The sequence below is a fragment of the Aurantivibrio infirmus genome (genome assembly GCF_054767315.1).
The window spans coordinates 154,086-171,976 of sequence record NZ_BAAFSK010000001.1; the positions used below are offsets into that span (position 1 = coordinate 154,086).

Genomic DNA, 17,891 nt, shown 5'->3' on the forward strand with positions numbered 1-17,891 from the left:
TGCAGATTGCGCGTATGGCGCACTAACAGTGATGCGCTGTTGATGTAAGCTTAGGAGATCAGTACTTCAAGGGGTGGTTGATTCTGGTGCGTATTGATTGTTTAGAAGCCAAATTTTGGCTCGTGTTGGTGAGTCGAGATAGGATTATCAAATCTATGGTGGTTTAGCACCCAAACTATGGGCAATAAAAACCCCCTATAGCTCGCGCGATAGGGGGTTAATTTGTTGCTTGCGATTAAATTAAACGCTGTAGTACATATCAAATTCAACTGGGTGAGTTGTCATGTTCAAAGTCTGAACTTCTTTTGACTTCAAGCTGATGTATGCATCGATCGCATCATCAGTGAACACGCCACCTTCCTTGAGGAATTCACGGTCATCACTGAGTGCCTGCAATGCTTGTTCAAGGCTAGAGCAAACAGTTGGGATTTCTGCGGCTTCTTCTGGAGGAAGGTCATACAAATCTTTGTCAGCTGGATCACCAGGGTGGATTTTATTCTTAATACCGTCGAGGCCAGCCATTAAGAAGGCGGCAAAACCTAAGTATGGGTTTGCTGTGTTGTCGCCAAAACGTGCTTCGATGCGCTTGCCTTTCGGGCTAGGAACGAAAGGAATTCGGATTGATGCAGAACGGTTACGTGCTGAATAAGCCAACATGACTGGTGCTTCGAATCCAGGGACCAAACGCTTGTAGGAGTTTGTTGAGGCGTTCAAGAAAGCGTTCAAGGCGCGCGCATGCTTGATGATGCCACCAATGTAAAATAACGCCGTTTCAGACATTCCTGAATACGCATCACCTGCGAATTGGTTAACGCCGTCTTTCATAAACGATTGGTGAACGTGCATACCACTACCGTTATCACCTACCAATGGCTTAGGCATAAAAGTCGCTGTTTTGCCGTAGGAGTGCGCCACATTGTGAACGCAATATTTTAAAACCTGAACTTCATCAGCTTTCTTAACAAGCGTATTTGCGCCAACGCCGATTTCACATTGGCCCGCAGTGCCTACTTCGTGATGGTGAACTTCAATGTCTAAGCCCATTTGATCCATCGCAGCACACATTGCTGCACGTAGATCGTGTAGTGAGTCGACAGGAGGAACTGGGAAATAACCGCCTTTAACGCCAGGCCGATGGCCCATGTTACCGTCTTCAAAGTGGTGCTCAGAAGACCAATCTGCTTCTTCAGATGAAATTTTGTAGAAAGCGCCAGACATGTCTGCGCCCCACTTAATGTCGTCAAAAACGAAAAACTCGTTCTCAGGACCAAACAGCGCTTTATCACCGAGACCGGTTGATTTTAAGTAATCTTCTGCCTTTTGCGCGATTGAACGTGGATCACGCTCATAACTTTGTCCCGATGAAGGCTCAACAATATTACAGCGAAGGATGACGGTGGCTTCGTCGGTGAATGGGTCAAGTAAAGCAGTAGAGTCATCTGGCATCAAAATCATGTCTGATTCGTTAATACCCTTCCATCCCGCGATAGAAGAACCATCGAACATTTTACCTTCTTCAAAAAAGTCGGAATCAACAACTGATGCAGGAATTGATACATGTTGTTCTTTGCCGATAGTGTCTGTAAAGCGAAGATCAACCCACTGAGCTTCTGTTTCTTTTATTAATTTCAGAGTGTTCTCTGACATGCTGGGTCCTCCAATAATGGCCTAGCCAAATCGTTATGGTTTAAAAGTTTTATAGGGATTTTGATCCTCACACTCCTTATTGCTGCCCCAAGGATCATTGCAGATCGTAGATCAAGCTAAAGGATGTTCGTGAATTAGCAAAACGCTTGCCATTCTACATCAGTTCTAGAGCCCAAGGAAAACGGGGCATGAGGACATAAGTCTGGCGTAAATAGAGCGAGGTGTGCACCAAATAGGTTCGTTTTGGGTAAAAGTGATCCATAACGGTGCTATCGGTGCTTCTTGAGGGTGCTGTCTCTAAATATTGTATTCATAGTGTATAGATTCCGATTCCATTCTAATCGCTAGTCGATGAGTTGCTGTAGTGCTTAGCCTATACTTCGCGGCGAGAATTAGGCCGAGTTGCTCAGCCCCTCTTGTGCTCAAACTTTTCGAGCTGAATTCAATACATATTGGAGTTTTACGTCTACATGCATTTTGTTGTTAAGTTTTTTCCTGAAATTACTATTAAAAGCCCGCCAGTCCGTAAGCGTTTCGTAAAGCAGCTGAGACGCAATCTGCACCGCTTGCTGAAATCTTTAGTCGCGGGGATAGAAGTTAAAGCGGGTTGGGATAAGTTCGATATTGTCGCCCCGAGTGACTCCAAACAGGATACCGCGAAGGTAGCAGGGGTGTTGGCGAATACTCCAGGAATTGCTTATTTCGCAGAAGTGACCGTATTTGATTTCGAGCAAATAGAAGATATCGGCCCCCAGGTGCTATTGATTTGGCAGGAATCTTTAATGGGTAAATCCTTTGCTGTAAGGGTGAAACGTTCTGGCGAGCATGCCTTTAAGTCGATAGACGTGGAGCGTATGGTCGGCGCGGTGTTGAATCGCGGTTGCGAATCAGCTCAGGTGAAATTAAAGAACCCAGACATCACCATCCGTTTGGAAATCGTAAAACAGCGCTGTTTTATAGTGTTGAAGCAGCAGCAGGGTTTGGGGGGTTATCCGCTCGGAACTCAAGAGCCAGTCCTTTCTTTGGTTTCCGGGGGCTTCGATTCGACGGTTGCGAGCTATCTTACTAACAAGCGAGGCTTAACCACTCATTTTTGTTTCTTTAATCTCGGTGGGCGAGCCCATGAGCTAGGCGTGAAGGAAGTAAGTTATTACCTCTGGCAGAAGTTCGCAGCATCGCACAATGTACGGTTTATAAGCGTGCCTTTTGAGGGTGTTGTGAGCGAGATTTTAGAGAATGTCCACAACTCTCAAATGGGAGTGGTGTTAAAGCGGATGATGTTAAGGGTGGCAACGAAGGTGGCTCGCGACTTAAAAATTGGCGCCTTAGTGACTGGGGAAAGCGTGGCTCAAGTTTCCAGTCAAACCCTGACCAATCTACGGGTCATCAATTCAGTGACTGAATTGTTGGTGCTGCGGCCGCTTATTACGATGGACAAGGGTGAGATTATCAATTTATCTCGAGCGATAGGGACTGAAGAGTACGCCGCCAATATGCCCGAGTACTGTGGCGTGATCTCGGTCAAACCCACGACCCGCGCGACCATTGAGCGCATTGAGGCCGAAGAGGCGAACTTCAATTGGCAGATATTGGATGCAGCCTACGAAGCGCGCAGGGATATGGCGATTAGCGAAGTCGCTAACGATCTCGGCGGCGAGCTTGAATCCTTATCGGTCACGAAAAAATTAGAAGAAAGTGATGTCGTTGTCGATATCCGGCACCCCAATGAGGCCGAAATTGAGCCGCTGACGGTTTCCGCAGCTACACTCAAAATACCCTTTTACAAATTGAATACACAATTTCAAACACTCGACCAGGACAAATTTTACCTCCTGTATTGTGACAAAGGCGTAATGAGCCAGTTACATGCGGCCCACTTGCGAGATGAGGGCTTCGAAAATGTGGGGGTGTATCAAGCCGAGGATTAGCCATGAAGAAGAAGTCCAAATCACGCCGTTCGACCCCTTTGCGAGCCGTTGGGTTTATTGGCGGAGCCATAGGCGTGATCGGGGTTTCGATTGTCGTTACACTCTACGTCAGCGGGGAAATCGATTTTAATTTTTCGGGTAGTGACAAGGACGAAAACGGCGGTTACCGGAATGTTACTCATACTGACGCCCAGCTAAGTTGCGAGGCGGAAGCAAAAGACGAATTTGGCGAGCGCTTGAGATTGCTAACACCAGACGCACACTCAAGTCGCTTTGATGAAAAAGCGAATCGCTACAAGCTGTTTTTCCATGCGGACTTATACCCGGGAAATGAGCGTGGCAATGTTAGCCAACGTCATTTTGTGAATTGTTTTGTACATGGCTCGCGCGGAACAGTGGTTAATTTTGAAAGCATGCCGGAGAAGGAAGTGGGTGCCAAGCCAATTCGCGAATCCGATAGCAACGTGTTTGGTTTTTAATTCTGTAGTTGAATTGCACCTTGTTCAGCCCTGTCTTTCTTGCCGCGAAAGGTTTGACGAAAGGGAAATTTTTTAAATTTATCTCTTGTCGCATATAACGATAATTTGAGGAATATTTTCGACAGAATAATCTGTTTTAGTGACACCTCTGTCAGCAACGAAGCGTCGTTGCTGTTTAATATTCCTAATTAGATGAATTTAATATTATGGGATTACGCGTAAAGTTACTCCTGGTTTGGTTTGGATTATTGCTAGCACCCTTAATTATTTTAGGTGGTGTGGGTTATGTATATATCGACGACCAGTTGCGCAAAGATGCGGTCACTTCGCAAACCGAGTTGACGCTGACCTTGGCGGACTCGGTAAATCGATATTTTAATATCCTTATTGAAGCCGCTGACAGCGCTTCAAAAAATTCCGAAGTTATTTCTCTACTAAACCCCAGTAGTTCAGTTTCCAGCGGTTCTGAAATCACCGCGCTAAGTTTTCTAAGCAGCTATTCTAATCTCGAAGAGTACCAATTAATTAAGAAAACAGATTTCTCGCAACCCCTGGTTATGAAAGCGAGAAATCAAAGCGTAAAAAATCAGATGACGGATTTGTCTTCGCTCGCTAATCTGGCGGGCGATGAAGTTAGTGTTCATCATTTGCTCGAAAGTAATGGTGGCAGGCGAGGCAGTGCAATTGTTCTTGCACCGGTAAAAGACTCAAAAAATGATTCACTCATTTTGGGTTACGTTGCCTTGGTGGCTGAAGTTCAGCCGCTAACTGAAATTGTGTCGATACAAGCGAATATCTTGAATCGTTTTTTTATTGTTGATAGCGCAGGGCGTTTGCTTACACCTCTCGATGATATTGAGCTGAGTGCTTTACCAATGGCCGAATTGGCTAAAGGGGATAACGAAAATAACAATCTTGTTGCCGAAAATTTTGATCGCGGTGGCAACAGTTATTTCCTAACACTTGATAAGTTAAATGGTGGCTTTTGGTTAGCGTCTATAACGGACAATGGGCTCATCCTGCAGCGTAAAATGCCCTATATTATTATTTTTTCGATGACATTGAGTCTTACCTTATTACTATCCGGGTTGGTTTTTAATTTCATCGTTAACAATATCGCCATCAAGCCTATACAGAAATTAATTTACGCTACACGACTGATCGCACGCGGTGACTTCAAGCCCGAAATAACCGTTAAATCGAAGGATGAATTAGGGGAGTTAGCGCTAGCATTTCGCCAGATGGGTAAGCAGTTGCGTCAAACCAGTCGGCGTATTCGTCAGCTTGCGTATTTTGATCCACTAACCCAGCTTCCAAATCGAACGACCTTGCGTGAAACTTTAAATCGTTTGTTAAACCAATCTGAACGCGGCCAATGGAAGACGGCGGTGTTGTTTATCGACCTCGATGATTTTAAAAAAGTAAACGATCGTTTAGGTCATGAAGCGGGAGATGAATTGCTTGTACAAATTTCCGAGCGCCTTAAAAATCGTTTGCGTCAGGCTGATCTATTATTTGAGCAAAGTGGTGTTACTTCTGTCGATCAATTAATTAGTCGTCGGGGTGGTGATGAGTTCAACGCGATTTTAACAAATTTAAAAGCACCGCACGATGCAGCAATTGTTGCTGAGCGTATTATTCAAGATCTCAACGAGCCTTTTTATATTTCTAAAAGTGAAATTCACGTTGGCGCTAGCGTTGGTATTGCAATCTTTCCCGATGACGGTTCTGATGCAGATACCCTTTTACGTAACGCCGATTTGGCAATGTACGAAGCGAAAGCGAAAGGAAAAAATAATTACCATATATTTACCTCCGCCATTAACGAACAAGTGCATAGACGTTTGGCATTGGAAAATGCATTGCAAGTGGCGATGGTGCAAAACCAATTTAGAATGTTTTATCAGCCAAAAATTAGTTTGGTAGATATGCGACCCGTGGGCTTCGAAGCACTGATTCGCTGGCAGCACCCAGATAAAGGCATGATTCTTCCTGGAAAATTTATTCCCGTAGCAGAAGAGAGCAATTTGATTCGCGATATTGGTAACTGGACGCTCGGTGAGTCGATGCAGCAAATCCAATTGTGGGAAAGTGTATTACCGGATGGGGTCCGCATCGCCGTTAATATTTCTGCAAGACAATTGTCACAAACCGATTTGGTTGATCAGCTTGCGATGATGATGGAGCACTTTTCCTTATCGCCACGACGACTTGAGATTGAATTAACTGAAACGAGTGTTTTACAGGATGAAACCTTAGCTATTCATCATCTACATGCGTTACGCGAGCTGGGTGTTGAAATCAGTTTAGATGATTTCGGAACAGGCTACTCTTCCCTTAGCTTTTTGCGCAAGCTTCCTATCGATACCGTCAAAATCGACAAAAGTTTTACCGCCAACGTTATTCACAATAGTGAAGCTCGGGCGATTGTCGTTTCGCTGCTAAATTTGTGTCGAGAGTTAAAGGTTAAAACCATTGCTGAAGGTATTGAAACCACTGAGCAACTACAGTTTTTAATGGAGCATGGTTGCGATCAGGGGCAAGGATTTTTATTTTCTAAACCATTACCTAGCCATGAGGTGATGGCCTTTCTAGAAGATCCAAGTTATCTCGCGATGTCTTAGCGGGTATTTTGGTAGTTATTGCTCGCTATTCCGCCTAAGACCCAAACAAAATCATCTAACTCAGAGCGCTGATTTCTTTGTGTTTTCCAATCCCGTAGGTATAATCGCGAGCCATTTTTAGCCTGCCGTGATATCCATCCCGTCCGCAGTACCCTATATCGAGGTTCCAAGTGATTGAGAAACTACGCAATATTGCGATTATTGCACACGTCGACCATGGTAAAACCACCCTGGTTGATAAACTCCTGAGTCAATCGGGAACCCTTGATCGCAAGGACGAAGGTGCGGAGCGCATCATGGATTCCAATGATCAGGAAAAAGAGCGTGGGATTACAATTCTCGCCAAAAACACCGCTATTCGTTGGAATGATTACCGAATCAATATCGTCGACACCCCAGGGCACGCCGATTTTGGTGGTGAGGTTGAGCGCGTGCTTTCGATGGTGGATTCGGTACTTCTTTTGGTTGATGCGGTTGATGGCCCCATGCCACAAACCCGCTTCGTCACCTCAAAAGCCTTTGAACAAGGGCTGCGCCCGATTGTAGTTATCAACAAAATAGACCGCCCTGGTGCTCGACCTGATTGGGTTTTAAATCAAGTATTTGACCTCTTCGACAATCTAGGCGCTACTGACGAGCAGTTAGATTTTCCAGTGATTTATGCTTCGGCGATTAATGGTATCGCTGGGAACGATCCGGAAGACATGGCGGAAGATATGACGCCGCTCTATGAAATGATTACTGAACGGGTCCCCGCGCCGGATGTGGATCCAGACGGACCATTCCAAATGCAGGTCTCAGCGCTGGCATACGATAGTTATGTAGGCGTTATCGGTGTTGGTCGCATCACTCGAGGCAAGCTAAAACCGAATCAGCAAGTCGTCGTTAAAAGTGCGAACGGCAAAGAACGCAAAGGCAAAGTGTTAAACGTAAAAGGCTATATGGGTCTTGAGCAAGTTGAAACCCAGCTGGCCAACGCTGGTGATATTGTCTGTGTTAATGGCATCGACGGTTTAAGTATTTCAGATACCTTGTGTGATCCTGAAGTGGTTGAAGCATTGCCCGCATTGAGTGTCGATGAGCCGACGGTTAGCATGACTTTTATCGTTAACGATTCACCCTTCGCAGGTAAAGAAGGTAAGTTCGTCACCACGCGAAATATTAAAGACCGTTTAGATCAAGAACTGATTCACAATGTTGCGCTACGCGTAAAGCAGGGCGATACGCCGGATAAATTTATCGTATCAGGTCGCGGTGAATTACATTTGTCTGTGCTTATTGAAACCATGCGTCGCGAAGGTTATGAAATGGGTGTGTCGCGCCCAGAAGTTGTGAAAAAAGAAATCGACGGCCAGATTCAAGAGCCGTTTGAACAAGTTGTTATTGATGTTGAAGAAAAGCATCAAGGTGCAATCATGGAAGAGCTGGGTTTGCGAAAAGCAGAGCTCACTAACATGGAACCCGATAACAAAGGCCGGGTGCGTTTAGAATTTATTATGCCTTCTCGCGGTTTGATTGGGTTTCGTGGTTTGTTTTTGACGCTTACTTCCGGTTCCGGAATTATGACCAGTATTTTTGACCACTATGGCCCAGTTAAAGATGGCGAAGTTGCAAAACGTCAAAATGGTGTCTTGGTTAGTATGTTGAAAGGTAAAACTGCCGCTTATGCGCTCTTCAATTTACAGCCGCGTGGCCGATTATTTTTGGGACATGCCGTAGATATTTACGAAGGTCAAGTTATCGGTATTCATTCTCGATCAAATGATTTGGCGGTTAACCCGATTAAGGGTAAGCAGCTCACCAATGTACGTGCATCCGGAACGGATGAGGCTTTAACTTTAACGCCACCGATCAAGCATACATTAGAGCAAGCGCTAGAATTTATTGAGGACGATGAATTGGTTGAGGTCACGCCAGCCAGCATTCGTATTAGAAAAAAATTACTCACTGAGAACGAGCGTAAGCGCGCAAAATAAATTGTGAAAATTATTGTGCTGTGTTCGGGTTAGAAAATTTTTCGTTTTTGATAAATTCATAATCTGTAAGCGCTAATAAAAAATCTATTAGTGCTTTTTTCTCCCTCTCCGAAATTTCAAACCCTCGAATGAGCGGGCTCCTTCGAGGGTTGTTTTCAGTTCTATTTGTTTTGCCCCCTTTGGCATAGTGGTCGATAACTTCTGACAGTGTATTGATACTGCCGTCGTGCATGTAGGGCGCTGTCAACGCTATATTGCGTAAGGTGGGTGCTCTAAACTTCCCCCTATCCTCTTCCTCTCCGGACTCTAAATGGATGCCCGTATCATCTTCCGGATAGTATTGGTAAAGATTGGTGTTGTGAAATTCTGTAGGAAATTCGGGTAAGTCAGCGTAGCGTGAAGCGCTGGAAAAATTGATCCCGAAATGACATTGTCCACAAGCTGTTTTTTCTGAAAAAAATAATTTCATACCTAGTTTTGCCGACTCATCGAGAGCGTCGTTTTCATCAAAAAATAAGTAGCGATCATAAGCGGAATTCCCCGAGATCAATGTTCTCTCAAAAGCTGAAATGGCTTTTGTTATTTGATTCAGTGTGATCCACTCGCCATCTTCTGGAAATGCTTGTTGGAACATCGCCAGATAAGTATTTTTTGATTCGAGCCTAATTAACAATTTACTGATTGGCTGCGTTAAGCCCATTTCCGCTGGCATTGTATTGAAAAGCGGGATTAAGGCCTGTTGTTCTAGAGAACTAACCTTTTCGCTAGCCCAGCTAAATACAGGGTTGTAGGCAACGTTTGTTAAGGACATCGCACTGCGAGAATGTAAAATTCCAGTAACCCCAATCGCCTGGGCTTTCCCGTCAGTAAATGCCTTGTCTTGTTGATGACAGCTCGCGCAAGTATAGAGCTCATTAAACGACAACAAGGGTTCGTAAAATAAGTGACGTCCAAGCTCGACCTTGATAGCGCTCATGGGATTATTTGCAGGAACGAAAGGAAGTGGAAAGCCTGGCGGAAGATTCCACTGATAACTTGAATCATTCGAATGAGTTTCTAGATTTTGGCCATGTGCAATCGGTAAGAAAGAAAACAAAAAAGCCGCTGTAACAAAGCGGCTTGATAAAAAAAGTGTTGTTGCAGCGGTAAATTTCATTGGCAAGTCACGATGATTTAAAAGGTAAAGCGTTGTTTACGTTGCCGCATTCCAAGGATTCGTCGCTTCGGGGCTTAAATCTAAACTTTGCTGATTGAGTTGTATACGCTCGGAAGCCCAGGCAGAGAACTCTGACTTAGCCGCTTCAGATACATCATTATTGTCAGCGGCCGTGGCAATCCATTGTTGAATGGCTTTCATAAGAATATCGGCTTTTTCTCGGTCATTGCGAAATAAAACCATGTAACTAGTCTTTACATCATCAAGCCTATTTAAACCCAAAAAAGCCTCACCACGATACTCGATGGCTTCGGTATACGCAGGTTGTAATCGCAATGCTTCATCATAGGAGGCGAGCGATAAATCATACTCTCCCGTTTTTCGATAGGCGTAGCCAAGATCAGTGTGGATCTCATAAGCATTAGCAATGGTTTTTAGCGCGCGCTTATAATTTTTTTGTGCTGTTTTATATTGTTTTTGAGCTTTCTTAAGCAGTTTTTGTTGTTTCTTTTCATTGCTTTCAGTGAGCGCCTGTTCTTCATATTTCCATGCGCGGTCCCGAGCCTTTAAGCCTTTTTGATAGCGTTCAACCGCAATCTGTTCTTTGCTTTTTCTTGGTTGAGAATTATAGCTATCGTTGGATGGGCCAGCACTGCCCCCACTTGGCGCGGAAAAACTGGGAGCGGAAAATGCGAACAGCACTAAAGTTATGTAGATTATTTTATTTGTCATGACATGTGTTCCCTGGCAGTTAATTATTTTTAGCATATATGGCGAAATACTCAGATAAAAACTCCGCCTACATGCCCTTATTCCAAAACCTGAAATTCAACTAGTAATCTTAACCCATGGTTTCTCATTCAAGCTTTGCCATTATTGAGTACGCCAATCTGGCAATAAAGTTCAATTGTTCTGAAAATAAAGTGATCACCGACTACATTTTTATGTGCTATTTTTTGTCAGTTTGACAAGGCTTGTAGCTAGGGCAGGAAACCAAATGATCGTTTACCATTCCGGTTGCTTGCATGAATGCATAACAAATCGTGCTGCCAACAAAGTTGAAGCCGCGTTTTTTTAAGTCTTTACTCATCAGATCAGAAATGGGCGTTGAGGAGGGAACATCTCCCATCGACTCCCAGTGGTTCTGTATTGGTTTTCCGTCGACAAACTGCCAAATATAATCTGTAAAACTTGATTCAATTTTTTTTATTTTTAAAAAAGCTTTAGCGTTTTTAATCGCGCTGTTAACTTTTAAGCGATTGCGAATTATTTCTGGATTGCTTAGTAATTTTTCAATTTTTTTATCAGAGTAACGAGCAATTTTTTCTGCATTAAAATTGTCGTAGGCTAAGCGATAACCCTCTCTTTTTCTTAACACAGTTATCCATGATAAACCCGCTTGTGCGCCTTCTAAGAGCAGAAATTCAAATAATTTGTCATCGTCATACAGAGGTACCCCCCATTCGTTATCGTGATAGGCCTCGTACAGGGCGTCTCCATGACACCAGGAGCATCGTTTATCCAACTTGTTCTTCATTAGCGTGTTCTCGAAAATAAGGCTGCGCAGTACAGTTGATCTAGTCGAGTTTCGGGGAAATTAAAGGGATAATTCTAACATTTTGAGAATTGATACCGATGCCAAAACAAGTCGTTTAGTCTACACTGGTTAAATTCAAGTGTTAAATTGGCCGCTCAATACAAACAGTCCGGCCCATGGTATACATTCGTTTAGATATATCCGAAAGGTTCAGCAATGCTTATTCTCTATCCAGATATCAAACCCTACGAAACTAAGAATCTAAAAGTAGACTCCGTGCATACCATATACATGGAGCAATGCGGTAACCCCGACGGTATTCCGGTTTTGTTTGTTCATGGTGGCCCTGGTGCCGGTTGTAGTAAGCAAGACCGTTGTTTCTTCGATCCGGAAAAATACCGGATTATTTTATTTGATCAGCGCGGTGCTGGGCGCTCTACACCTCACGCTGAGCTTGAGAACAATACAACGGAAGCGCTGATCGAAGACATGGAATTTATTCGAAGTTCCTTAGGTATTGAAAAGTGGATTCTCTTTGGCGGTTCTTGGGGCTCAACATTGAGTTTAATCTATGCGGAGAAGTTTCCTGAAAAAGTACTGGGTTTAATTTTGCGAGGAATTTTCCTGTGTCGCAAAGAAGATCTGAGTTGGTTTTACCAAGAAGGAGCGAGCCGATTATTTCCGGACTACTGGGAAGATTTTTTACATCAGATTCCGAAGCCAGAAAGAGGCGATATGATTAAAGCCTATTATTCGCGATTAACTGGCGCCAATGAGCTTGCGAAAATGGGCGCTGCGAAGGCTTGGTCAATATGGGAGGGGCTGTGCGCAACGCTTCGTCCTAATCATGAAGTGGTCGAAGATTTTTCGGATCCACATAAGGCAATGTCTCTTTCGCGAATTGAAGCGCATTATTTCGTCAATAATATTTTCATGGATGAAAACAGCATTCTTCAAAACGCCGATAAGCTGGCGAATATTCCCGGCATCATTGTTCATGGTCGTTATGATGCAGTGTGTCCTTTAGATAATGCTTTTGCATTGCATCGTGTTTGGCATGAATCGGAGTTACACATTATTCGCGATGCTGGACATTCCTCACGTGAGCCCAGTATCGTCGACGCCTTAGTGCGGGCGACCCGTGATATGGCTTATCGATTTGAAGAAGATTTCCCAATTTAAAATGCCTATCTAAGTTGGTGGCTGGCCCCGAAAAAAATCACTTAAAAAAACTGCCCACTCGAAAAGCTAGCCACTCGAGAAAACAGTCACCTGAGCAAGCACTAGGATGTATTCAGAAACACCCGCCTCCACACTTTTCATTCCTTATCCGCCGATTAATCATGTGCTAGGAGGGCTTTGAGTGCGTGGTCTAATTCAACGTGTTAGCAGTGCAAGTGTTAGTGTTGATGATGAAGTCATCGGTAGTATCGAGCAGGGCATTTTATTGCTGCTTGCCGTGCAAAAGCATGATGACGATAGCAAGCTTGAGAAGTTGGCTCATAAAATCCTCAACTATCGAATTTTTGCCGATGACGAGGGGAAGATGAATCGGAGTGTGCTCGATATATCTGGAGGGGTATTGGTGGTATCCCAATTCACTTTAGCGGCGGACACCCGTAAGGGTCTGCGGCCCGGATTTTCGATGGCAGAGGCGCCGGATCAGGCGGAGCGCTGCTATGACAAATTTGTTGCTAGGCTTAAAGGTGAACAGCCTGGTATTCGGGTGGCAACAGGGTCTTTCGCGGCCAATATGCAGGTATCTCTCGTCAACGATGGCCCCGTTACGTTTTTACTTGAAGTGTAACCACAGTGCACTCTGTCGCAGGTAGGCTAAAGTACAAATAGGCACTAACGGGGCTTAAAGTTTGTTGAGAGGACTGGTATGATGCGCGCTCCCAAAATTGGGCTGATTGTGGCTCTGGGCCAAAATTGAAAACAGAATTAGTTTAGGAGATACCCATGGAACCCACTTCCGCTGCCTTATTAACTTTCGGCCTAGCCATCTTGTTGGCGAGTTGGATAATGCTGGTGATTGCCTCATTTAGTGATGATTTCACCTGGGGTCTGTGTTCGGTATTTTTACCACCCGCTGCCTATTTTTATGGCTTGTTTAACTGGGCCAAAGCGAAAGATGCAATTCTATTTGCTCTCTTAGGTTGGGTTTTAGTCATACTCGCGTAGCTCTACACTGCTTAATACGGTAATTTTTAAGTAGGGCTCGGCGTGAATTATTTGGCGGAGTTTCTACAACGCTTGAGTTGAATCATAAGGCTTGAAGGTAGTGTTCGAGCGATCAGCTCAAGTCGGTATCACTAGAAGGTTCATTTCAAAGCCTTGCTATCTCAAAGCTTATCTACTTCAAAGTTTAGCCATTTCAAAAAGTGGTTTTCTGCCACAATATTTCTTTCATCAAAGATCCGCGATCGCGATGATTTAGTCTAGCCGGCATCCGCTTGTTGTTCTTTTTCTATCGGTCGAACCATGCGCCCAAACAAAATCCCTAGCTCGAATAGCAGCCACATTGGCAAGGCGAGTAGTGTCTGTGAAAAAATATCCGGTGGTGTAAGAAACATACCAATGACAAAGCAGCCAATAAAAACATAAGGTCGAATTTTCGCTAAGGATTCAGAATCGGTGACCCCAGACCAAATTAATAAAAATGTTGCGACCGGGACTTCAAACGCTAAGCCGAATGCGAAGAATAATTGCAGCACTAAGTTTAGGTATTCCTTAATGTCGGGCATTACTTGCGCATCTGCCGGTGCAAAGCCAACCAAAAACGGAAATGCCAGCGGGAAGATTACGTAGCGCGAAAATGCCAAGCCAGAATAAAAAAGCACAACCGTCGAAGCAAAAAGTGGAATCACAATGCGTTTTTCTTTTTGGTACAAGGCAGGGGCAATAAAGCGCCAGATTTGAAAAATGATGATCGGCATCGCGATCATGACGGAGGCCCAAAAAGTAACCTTCAATTGCACAGAAATTGTTGAGGGCAGACCTATTACTACTAAGTTGGCGCCTTCCGGTAAGGCATCTTTAATTGGCGCAGCGATAAAGGAATAAATATTGTCTGCAAAATAAACCAATGAAGCAAAAATCCCCACCACTACCAATAAACTTTTTAATAAGCGGTCACGAAGCTCACGCAAATGCTGTACTAGAGGTAATTCAACGTCGTTAGCACTATCGTTGTTTTGATCTTGTTGGGAATTAGTGTCACTCATAGGAAGGTGTTTTACTTACGCAGATTTATGTTGTGAGTTGGTATCAGTGTCTGATACACCTACGTCTTTATTCGCGATGTCATTAATTACTTCGTTTGTTTCAGGAGAGCTTAGATCTGTCTCAGGGGAGCTTGAAGCTATTGTGTTGGCTTCAGGTTCTGTACCGGGAGGGTATTCAAACGATGGTCCATCATCGATATCGTTATTCGCGTCGTGTTTAGCCAGTTCGGCCTCGGGGTTTTCTAACAGTGGGTCGAAATTCTCTACATCTTTCATCGACTCGTTTACATCACTGCGAATTTTTTCGAGATTCTTAAGCACTTCTTCGTTGTGTAATTCGCGGCGGATTTCATCGGCACCGATTTGCTTTTCTATTTCCTGGCGAGCGTCGCGCAGCCCACGTTTAAGACGACCAACCCACAAGCTCACATTGCGAACAGTTTCAGGTAGTCGTTCCGGGCCAATGACCAAAAGGCTTATGCCCGCTATTAAAAGCAATTCAGTGAAACCCATATTCAGCACGAACTATTTATCCTGTTGAACCTTTTCGGCTTCACCTTCGATGACTTTTTCTTGATTCGCTTCAGAAGAATTATCTTCTACGCTAGGCTTTTCATCATCTTTTATACCTTTCTTGAAACCCTTAATGGCGTTCCCTAAGTCGCTACCGATATTACCTAGGCGCTTAGTGCCAAAAATCAAAATGACGATTGCAAAAACGATTAATAATTGCCAAAAACTCGGACTCATAAATTTCTCCAACTTCTATAAACGGCGTAAACGCTACGCCACGTTATCAATATTAAATTTTGTATTAAAACTTTACAGTTTATTTACTCTCTCGAGAGTTTTTTTCCTCGATGCCTGATTTTCCTAGGCGCTTTTCTAATTCGCTGACAACAGCGTCAGCCGATTCTCCCAAGTGGGATAGCATCACTAAGGAGTGAAACCATAAATCAGCGGTCTCATAAATTAACGCGCTATTATCACCACTTTGTTCGGCATCCTTCGCCGCTATAACTGTTTCGGTACATTCTTCACCGACTTTTTCGAGAATTTTATTGAGACCTTTTCTATGCAAGCTAGCAACATAAGATGTTTCGTCGTCGCTATTTTTTTTGCGCTCATCCAGTAGGCTTGAAAGTTTGCTTAAGGTGTCATTCATACCAAAATTCTGCTTGTTCTAAATCTAAGATTACTAATCTAGTTTCCTGGGTAAATCTCACTGGGGTTGCGGACAATGGGTTCAAAACTTTTCCATTCGCCATTCCGTAATACGCGAAAGAAACAAGATTGTCTGCCGGTATGACAGGCGACCCCGCCTTGCTGTTCCACTTTTAATAAAATAACGTCGGCATCGCAATCAAGCTGAATTTCTTTAATTGTTTGAATGTGTCCAGACGTTTCACCTTTGCGCCATAGTTTACACCGAGACCGAGACCAATAGACAGCTTGCCCTTCCTCTACGCTCAGCGCCAGTGCCTCTCGATTCATCCATGCCATCATTAGAATTCTGTCACTGCTAGCGTCTTGAGCGATAGCGGGAACGAGTCCTTCAGCCGTCCAGCGGATAGCGTCTAGATAGTTATTAACTATTGAAGAGTCAAGAGTCATGAATTTGCTCAAATATTGTTGGCGTAAGAGTCTGGCTACGAGTGAGGATTTTGTGTGCTGGCAATTCTACCGCAATAACAGGGCCAATGCGCCTATTGCCAGTAATACTAGACTGGTGGCGGGGAGTATCGCTAAGGATTGTGATGCAGACTGGATTAATTGCGGCCAAGCGACGATTCCGGCACCAATGAAAGCGGCGACGGCGATCCAGTGGCGACGACGAGAGCGTGACTGTTTGACGCTTTGGGTTTCTATGCTGCGGCACAGGCTTTCTGATTGCTCTTCGAATTGACCGAGTTGCTGTAGCCCACTAAAGACAAGATTTGGGATCTGAGGAAACTTCTCCATCCACTCAGGCCCATAGCGTTTTAATTGTTGCAGTAGGGTTTTTGGGTGAAAGCGATTTTGTAGCCATTTTTCCATAAAGGGGTGGCCGGTGGTCCAAAGATCAAGTTCTGGATAAAGTTGGCGACCCAAACCTTCAATGTTGATGAGAGTTTTTTGCAGTAATACTAATTGCGGTTGCACCGTCATATTAAATTGTTGTGCGGTTTGAAATAAGGTCACCAAGACCTGTGCGAAAGAAATTTCCTTTAGGGGTTTTTCAAAAATGGGTTCGCAAACACTTCGAATCGCCGCTTCAAATTCATTTACGTTGGTGTCTTTGTCGACCCAGCCACTAAACACATGGAGTTCTGCGACCATGCGATAGTCGCGACGAAACATCGCCAATAAATTTCGTGCGACATAATATTGATCATCTTGATTCAATGAGCTAACAATGGCCATATCAACAGCGATATAACTGGGTTGCTTAGGATCTTTAATGTCGACAAAAATATTTCCTGGGTGCATGTCGGCATGAAAAAAATTATGTTCGAACACTTGCGTGAAGAATATTTCTACGCCGCGTTCAGCCAATAGTTTGAGATTTGTGTTGCTTTCATTGAGCGTGGCGATATCGGTAACCGGGATACCGTGAATGCGTTCCATTACCATCACGTTTTTTCTTACCATTGACCAAACTACTTCTGGTACATAGAGCAATGGTGATTGAGAAAAATTTCGACGGAGTTGTGAGGCGTTCGATGCTTCGCGTTTTAAATCGAGTTCGTTAATAATAGTGTTTCTATATTCCTCGACGACCTCAATGGCTCGTAAGCGTTTTCCGTCAGCGGAACTTGCCTCGATAATTCGCGCCAACCAGTGCATCAAACGAATATCCTTTGCTATCGTTTTTTCGATTCCGGGGCGAATCACTTTAACGACAACTTGGTTGCCATTGTGCATGGTTGCCGCATGAACTTGTGCAACTGAAGCAGAGGCGAGCGCTTGCTGCTCAAAACTCGCGAACAATTCGCTTACGCTTTGTCCGAGTTCGCATTCAACAATCTGGACGAATTCTTGAGTTGTAAAAGGCGGCACGTCGTCTTGTAGTTTAGCCAGCTCTGTGGAGATGTCGCTAGGAACGATATCGGGACGGGTTGATAGTAGCTGCCCAAATTTTATAAAAATCGGACCAAGATCTTCGCAAGCTTTGCGTAATCGAATACCACGATCGGTTTTTGGCGTAGGTAATAAGCCCAGGGTTTTACATAAGACACGCGGTAGCAGTGGTAAGTCAAACTCCTTTACTAGTGTATCGAGACGATATTTAAGTAAAGTTCGAAATATTACGAGGAAGCGAAAAAAACTAATCAAAA

Annotated in this window: 17 protein-coding genes; 7 read left to right on the plus strand and 10 right to left on the minus strand. The window is 44.1% G+C overall.

The features are described from left to right. Positions 1-240: 240 nt before the first annotated feature. The gene (glnA, locus tag ACYUCY_RS00665) at positions 241-1,647 is read right to left on the minus strand and encodes a glutamate--ammonia ligase (RefSeq protein ID WP_460224506.1); all 1,407 of its coding nucleotides are present in this window, start codon (positions 1,645-1,647) and stop codon (positions 241-243) included. A gap of 470 nt (positions 1,648-2,117) precedes the next feature. Between glnA and thiI the strand changes: the two genes are divergently transcribed. From thiI to typA, 4 genes are all read left to right on the plus strand, one after another. Beyond that, a complete protein-coding gene (thiI, locus tag ACYUCY_RS00670; protein ID WP_460224507.1) occupies positions 2,118-3,575 on the plus strand; it encodes a tRNA uracil 4-sulfurtransferase ThiI in 1,458 nt (485 codons plus the stop codon). 2 nt (positions 3,576-3,577) lie between these two features. Then, positions 3,578-4,054: a hypothetical protein gene (locus ACYUCY_RS00675; protein WP_460224508.1), complete on the plus strand. Its 477-nt coding sequence runs from the start codon at positions 3,578-3,580 to the stop codon at positions 4,052-4,054. A 206-nt stretch (positions 4,055-4,260) separates the two neighbouring features. Beyond that, on the plus strand, positions 4,261-6,678 hold the full coding sequence (locus ACYUCY_RS00680) for a bifunctional diguanylate cyclase/phosphodiesterase (RefSeq protein ID WP_460224509.1): 2,418 nt from the start codon (positions 4,261-4,263) through the stop codon (positions 6,676-6,678). A gap of 170 nt (positions 6,679-6,848) precedes the next feature. Further along, complete coding sequence (gene typA / locus ACYUCY_RS00685) at positions 6,849-8,654, plus strand: translational GTPase TypA (protein WP_460224510.1); 1,806 nt, start codon at positions 6,849-6,851, stop codon at positions 8,652-8,654. Positions 8,655-8,664: 10 nt separating this feature from the next. On the opposite strand, the gene ACYUCY_RS00690 is transcribed toward typA, so the two are convergent. From ACYUCY_RS00690 to ACYUCY_RS00700, 3 genes are all read right to left on the minus strand, one after another. Further along, positions 8,665-9,810, minus strand: a complete 1,146-nt coding sequence (locus ACYUCY_RS00690) for an MbnH family di-heme enzyme (protein ID WP_460224511.1) — start codon at positions 9,808-9,810, stop codon at positions 8,665-8,667. Between the two features lie 36 nt (positions 9,811-9,846). Then, positions 9,847-10,542, minus strand: coding sequence for a tetratricopeptide repeat protein (locus ACYUCY_RS00695; RefSeq protein ID WP_460224512.1), 696 nt, complete (start codon positions 10,540-10,542; stop codon positions 9,847-9,849). A gap of 217 nt (positions 10,543-10,759) precedes the next feature. Further along, positions 10,760-11,347, minus strand: a complete 588-nt coding sequence (locus ACYUCY_RS00700; RefSeq protein WP_460224513.1) for a DNA-3-methyladenine glycosylase I — start codon at positions 11,345-11,347, stop codon at positions 10,760-10,762. A 216-nt stretch (positions 11,348-11,563) separates the two neighbouring features. Between ACYUCY_RS00700 and pip the strand changes: the two genes are divergently transcribed. The 3 genes from pip to ACYUCY_RS00715 all read left to right on the plus strand — a co-directional run bounded on the left by pip (position 11,564) and on the right by ACYUCY_RS00715 (position 13,531). Beyond that, positions 11,564-12,529, plus strand: a complete 966-nt coding sequence (gene pip / locus ACYUCY_RS00705; protein WP_460224514.1) for a prolyl aminopeptidase — start codon at positions 11,564-11,566, stop codon at positions 12,527-12,529. 181 nt (positions 12,530-12,710) lie between these two features. Further along, positions 12,711-13,154, plus strand: a complete 444-nt coding sequence (gene dtd, locus ACYUCY_RS00710) for a D-aminoacyl-tRNA deacylase (RefSeq protein ID WP_460224515.1) — start codon at positions 12,711-12,713, stop codon at positions 13,152-13,154. A gap of 155 nt (positions 13,155-13,309) precedes the next feature. Further along, a complete protein-coding gene (locus ACYUCY_RS00715; RefSeq protein ID WP_460224516.1) occupies positions 13,310-13,531 on the plus strand; it encodes a hypothetical protein in 222 nt (73 codons plus the stop codon). A 257-nt stretch (positions 13,532-13,788) separates the two neighbouring features. On the opposite strand, the gene tatC is transcribed toward ACYUCY_RS00715, so the two are convergent. From tatC to ubiB, 6 genes are all read right to left on the minus strand, one after another. Further along, positions 13,789-14,574, minus strand: a complete 786-nt coding sequence (tatC, locus tag ACYUCY_RS00720) for a twin-arginine translocase subunit TatC (RefSeq protein WP_460224517.1) — start codon at positions 14,572-14,574, stop codon at positions 13,789-13,791. A 15-nt stretch (positions 14,575-14,589) separates the two neighbouring features. After that, a complete protein-coding gene (gene tatB / locus ACYUCY_RS00725; protein WP_460225098.1) occupies positions 14,590-15,087 on the minus strand; it encodes a Sec-independent protein translocase protein TatB in 498 nt (165 codons plus the stop codon). 12 nt (positions 15,088-15,099) lie between these two features. After that, positions 15,100-15,324, minus strand: coding sequence for a Sec-independent protein translocase subunit TatA (locus ACYUCY_RS00730; RefSeq protein ID WP_460224518.1), 225 nt, complete (start codon positions 15,322-15,324; stop codon positions 15,100-15,102). A 79-nt stretch (positions 15,325-15,403) separates the two neighbouring features. Beyond that, the gene (locus tag ACYUCY_RS00735) at positions 15,404-15,739 is read right to left on the minus strand and encodes a phosphoribosyl-ATP diphosphatase (RefSeq protein WP_460224519.1); all 336 of its coding nucleotides are present in this window, start codon (positions 15,737-15,739) and stop codon (positions 15,404-15,406) included. Between the two features lie 38 nt (positions 15,740-15,777). Then, positions 15,778-16,188, minus strand: coding sequence for a phosphoribosyl-AMP cyclohydrolase (gene hisI / locus ACYUCY_RS00740; protein WP_460224520.1), 411 nt, complete (start codon positions 16,186-16,188; stop codon positions 15,778-15,780). 66 nt (positions 16,189-16,254) lie between these two features. Then, positions 16,255-17,889 carry a ubiquinone biosynthesis regulatory protein kinase UbiB gene (ubiB, locus tag ACYUCY_RS00745; protein WP_460224521.1) on the minus strand — a complete coding sequence of 545 codons (1,635 nt, stop codon included), beginning with the start codon at positions 17,887-17,889 and terminating at the stop codon, positions 16,255-16,257. Positions 17,890-17,891: the final 2 nt, after the last annotated feature.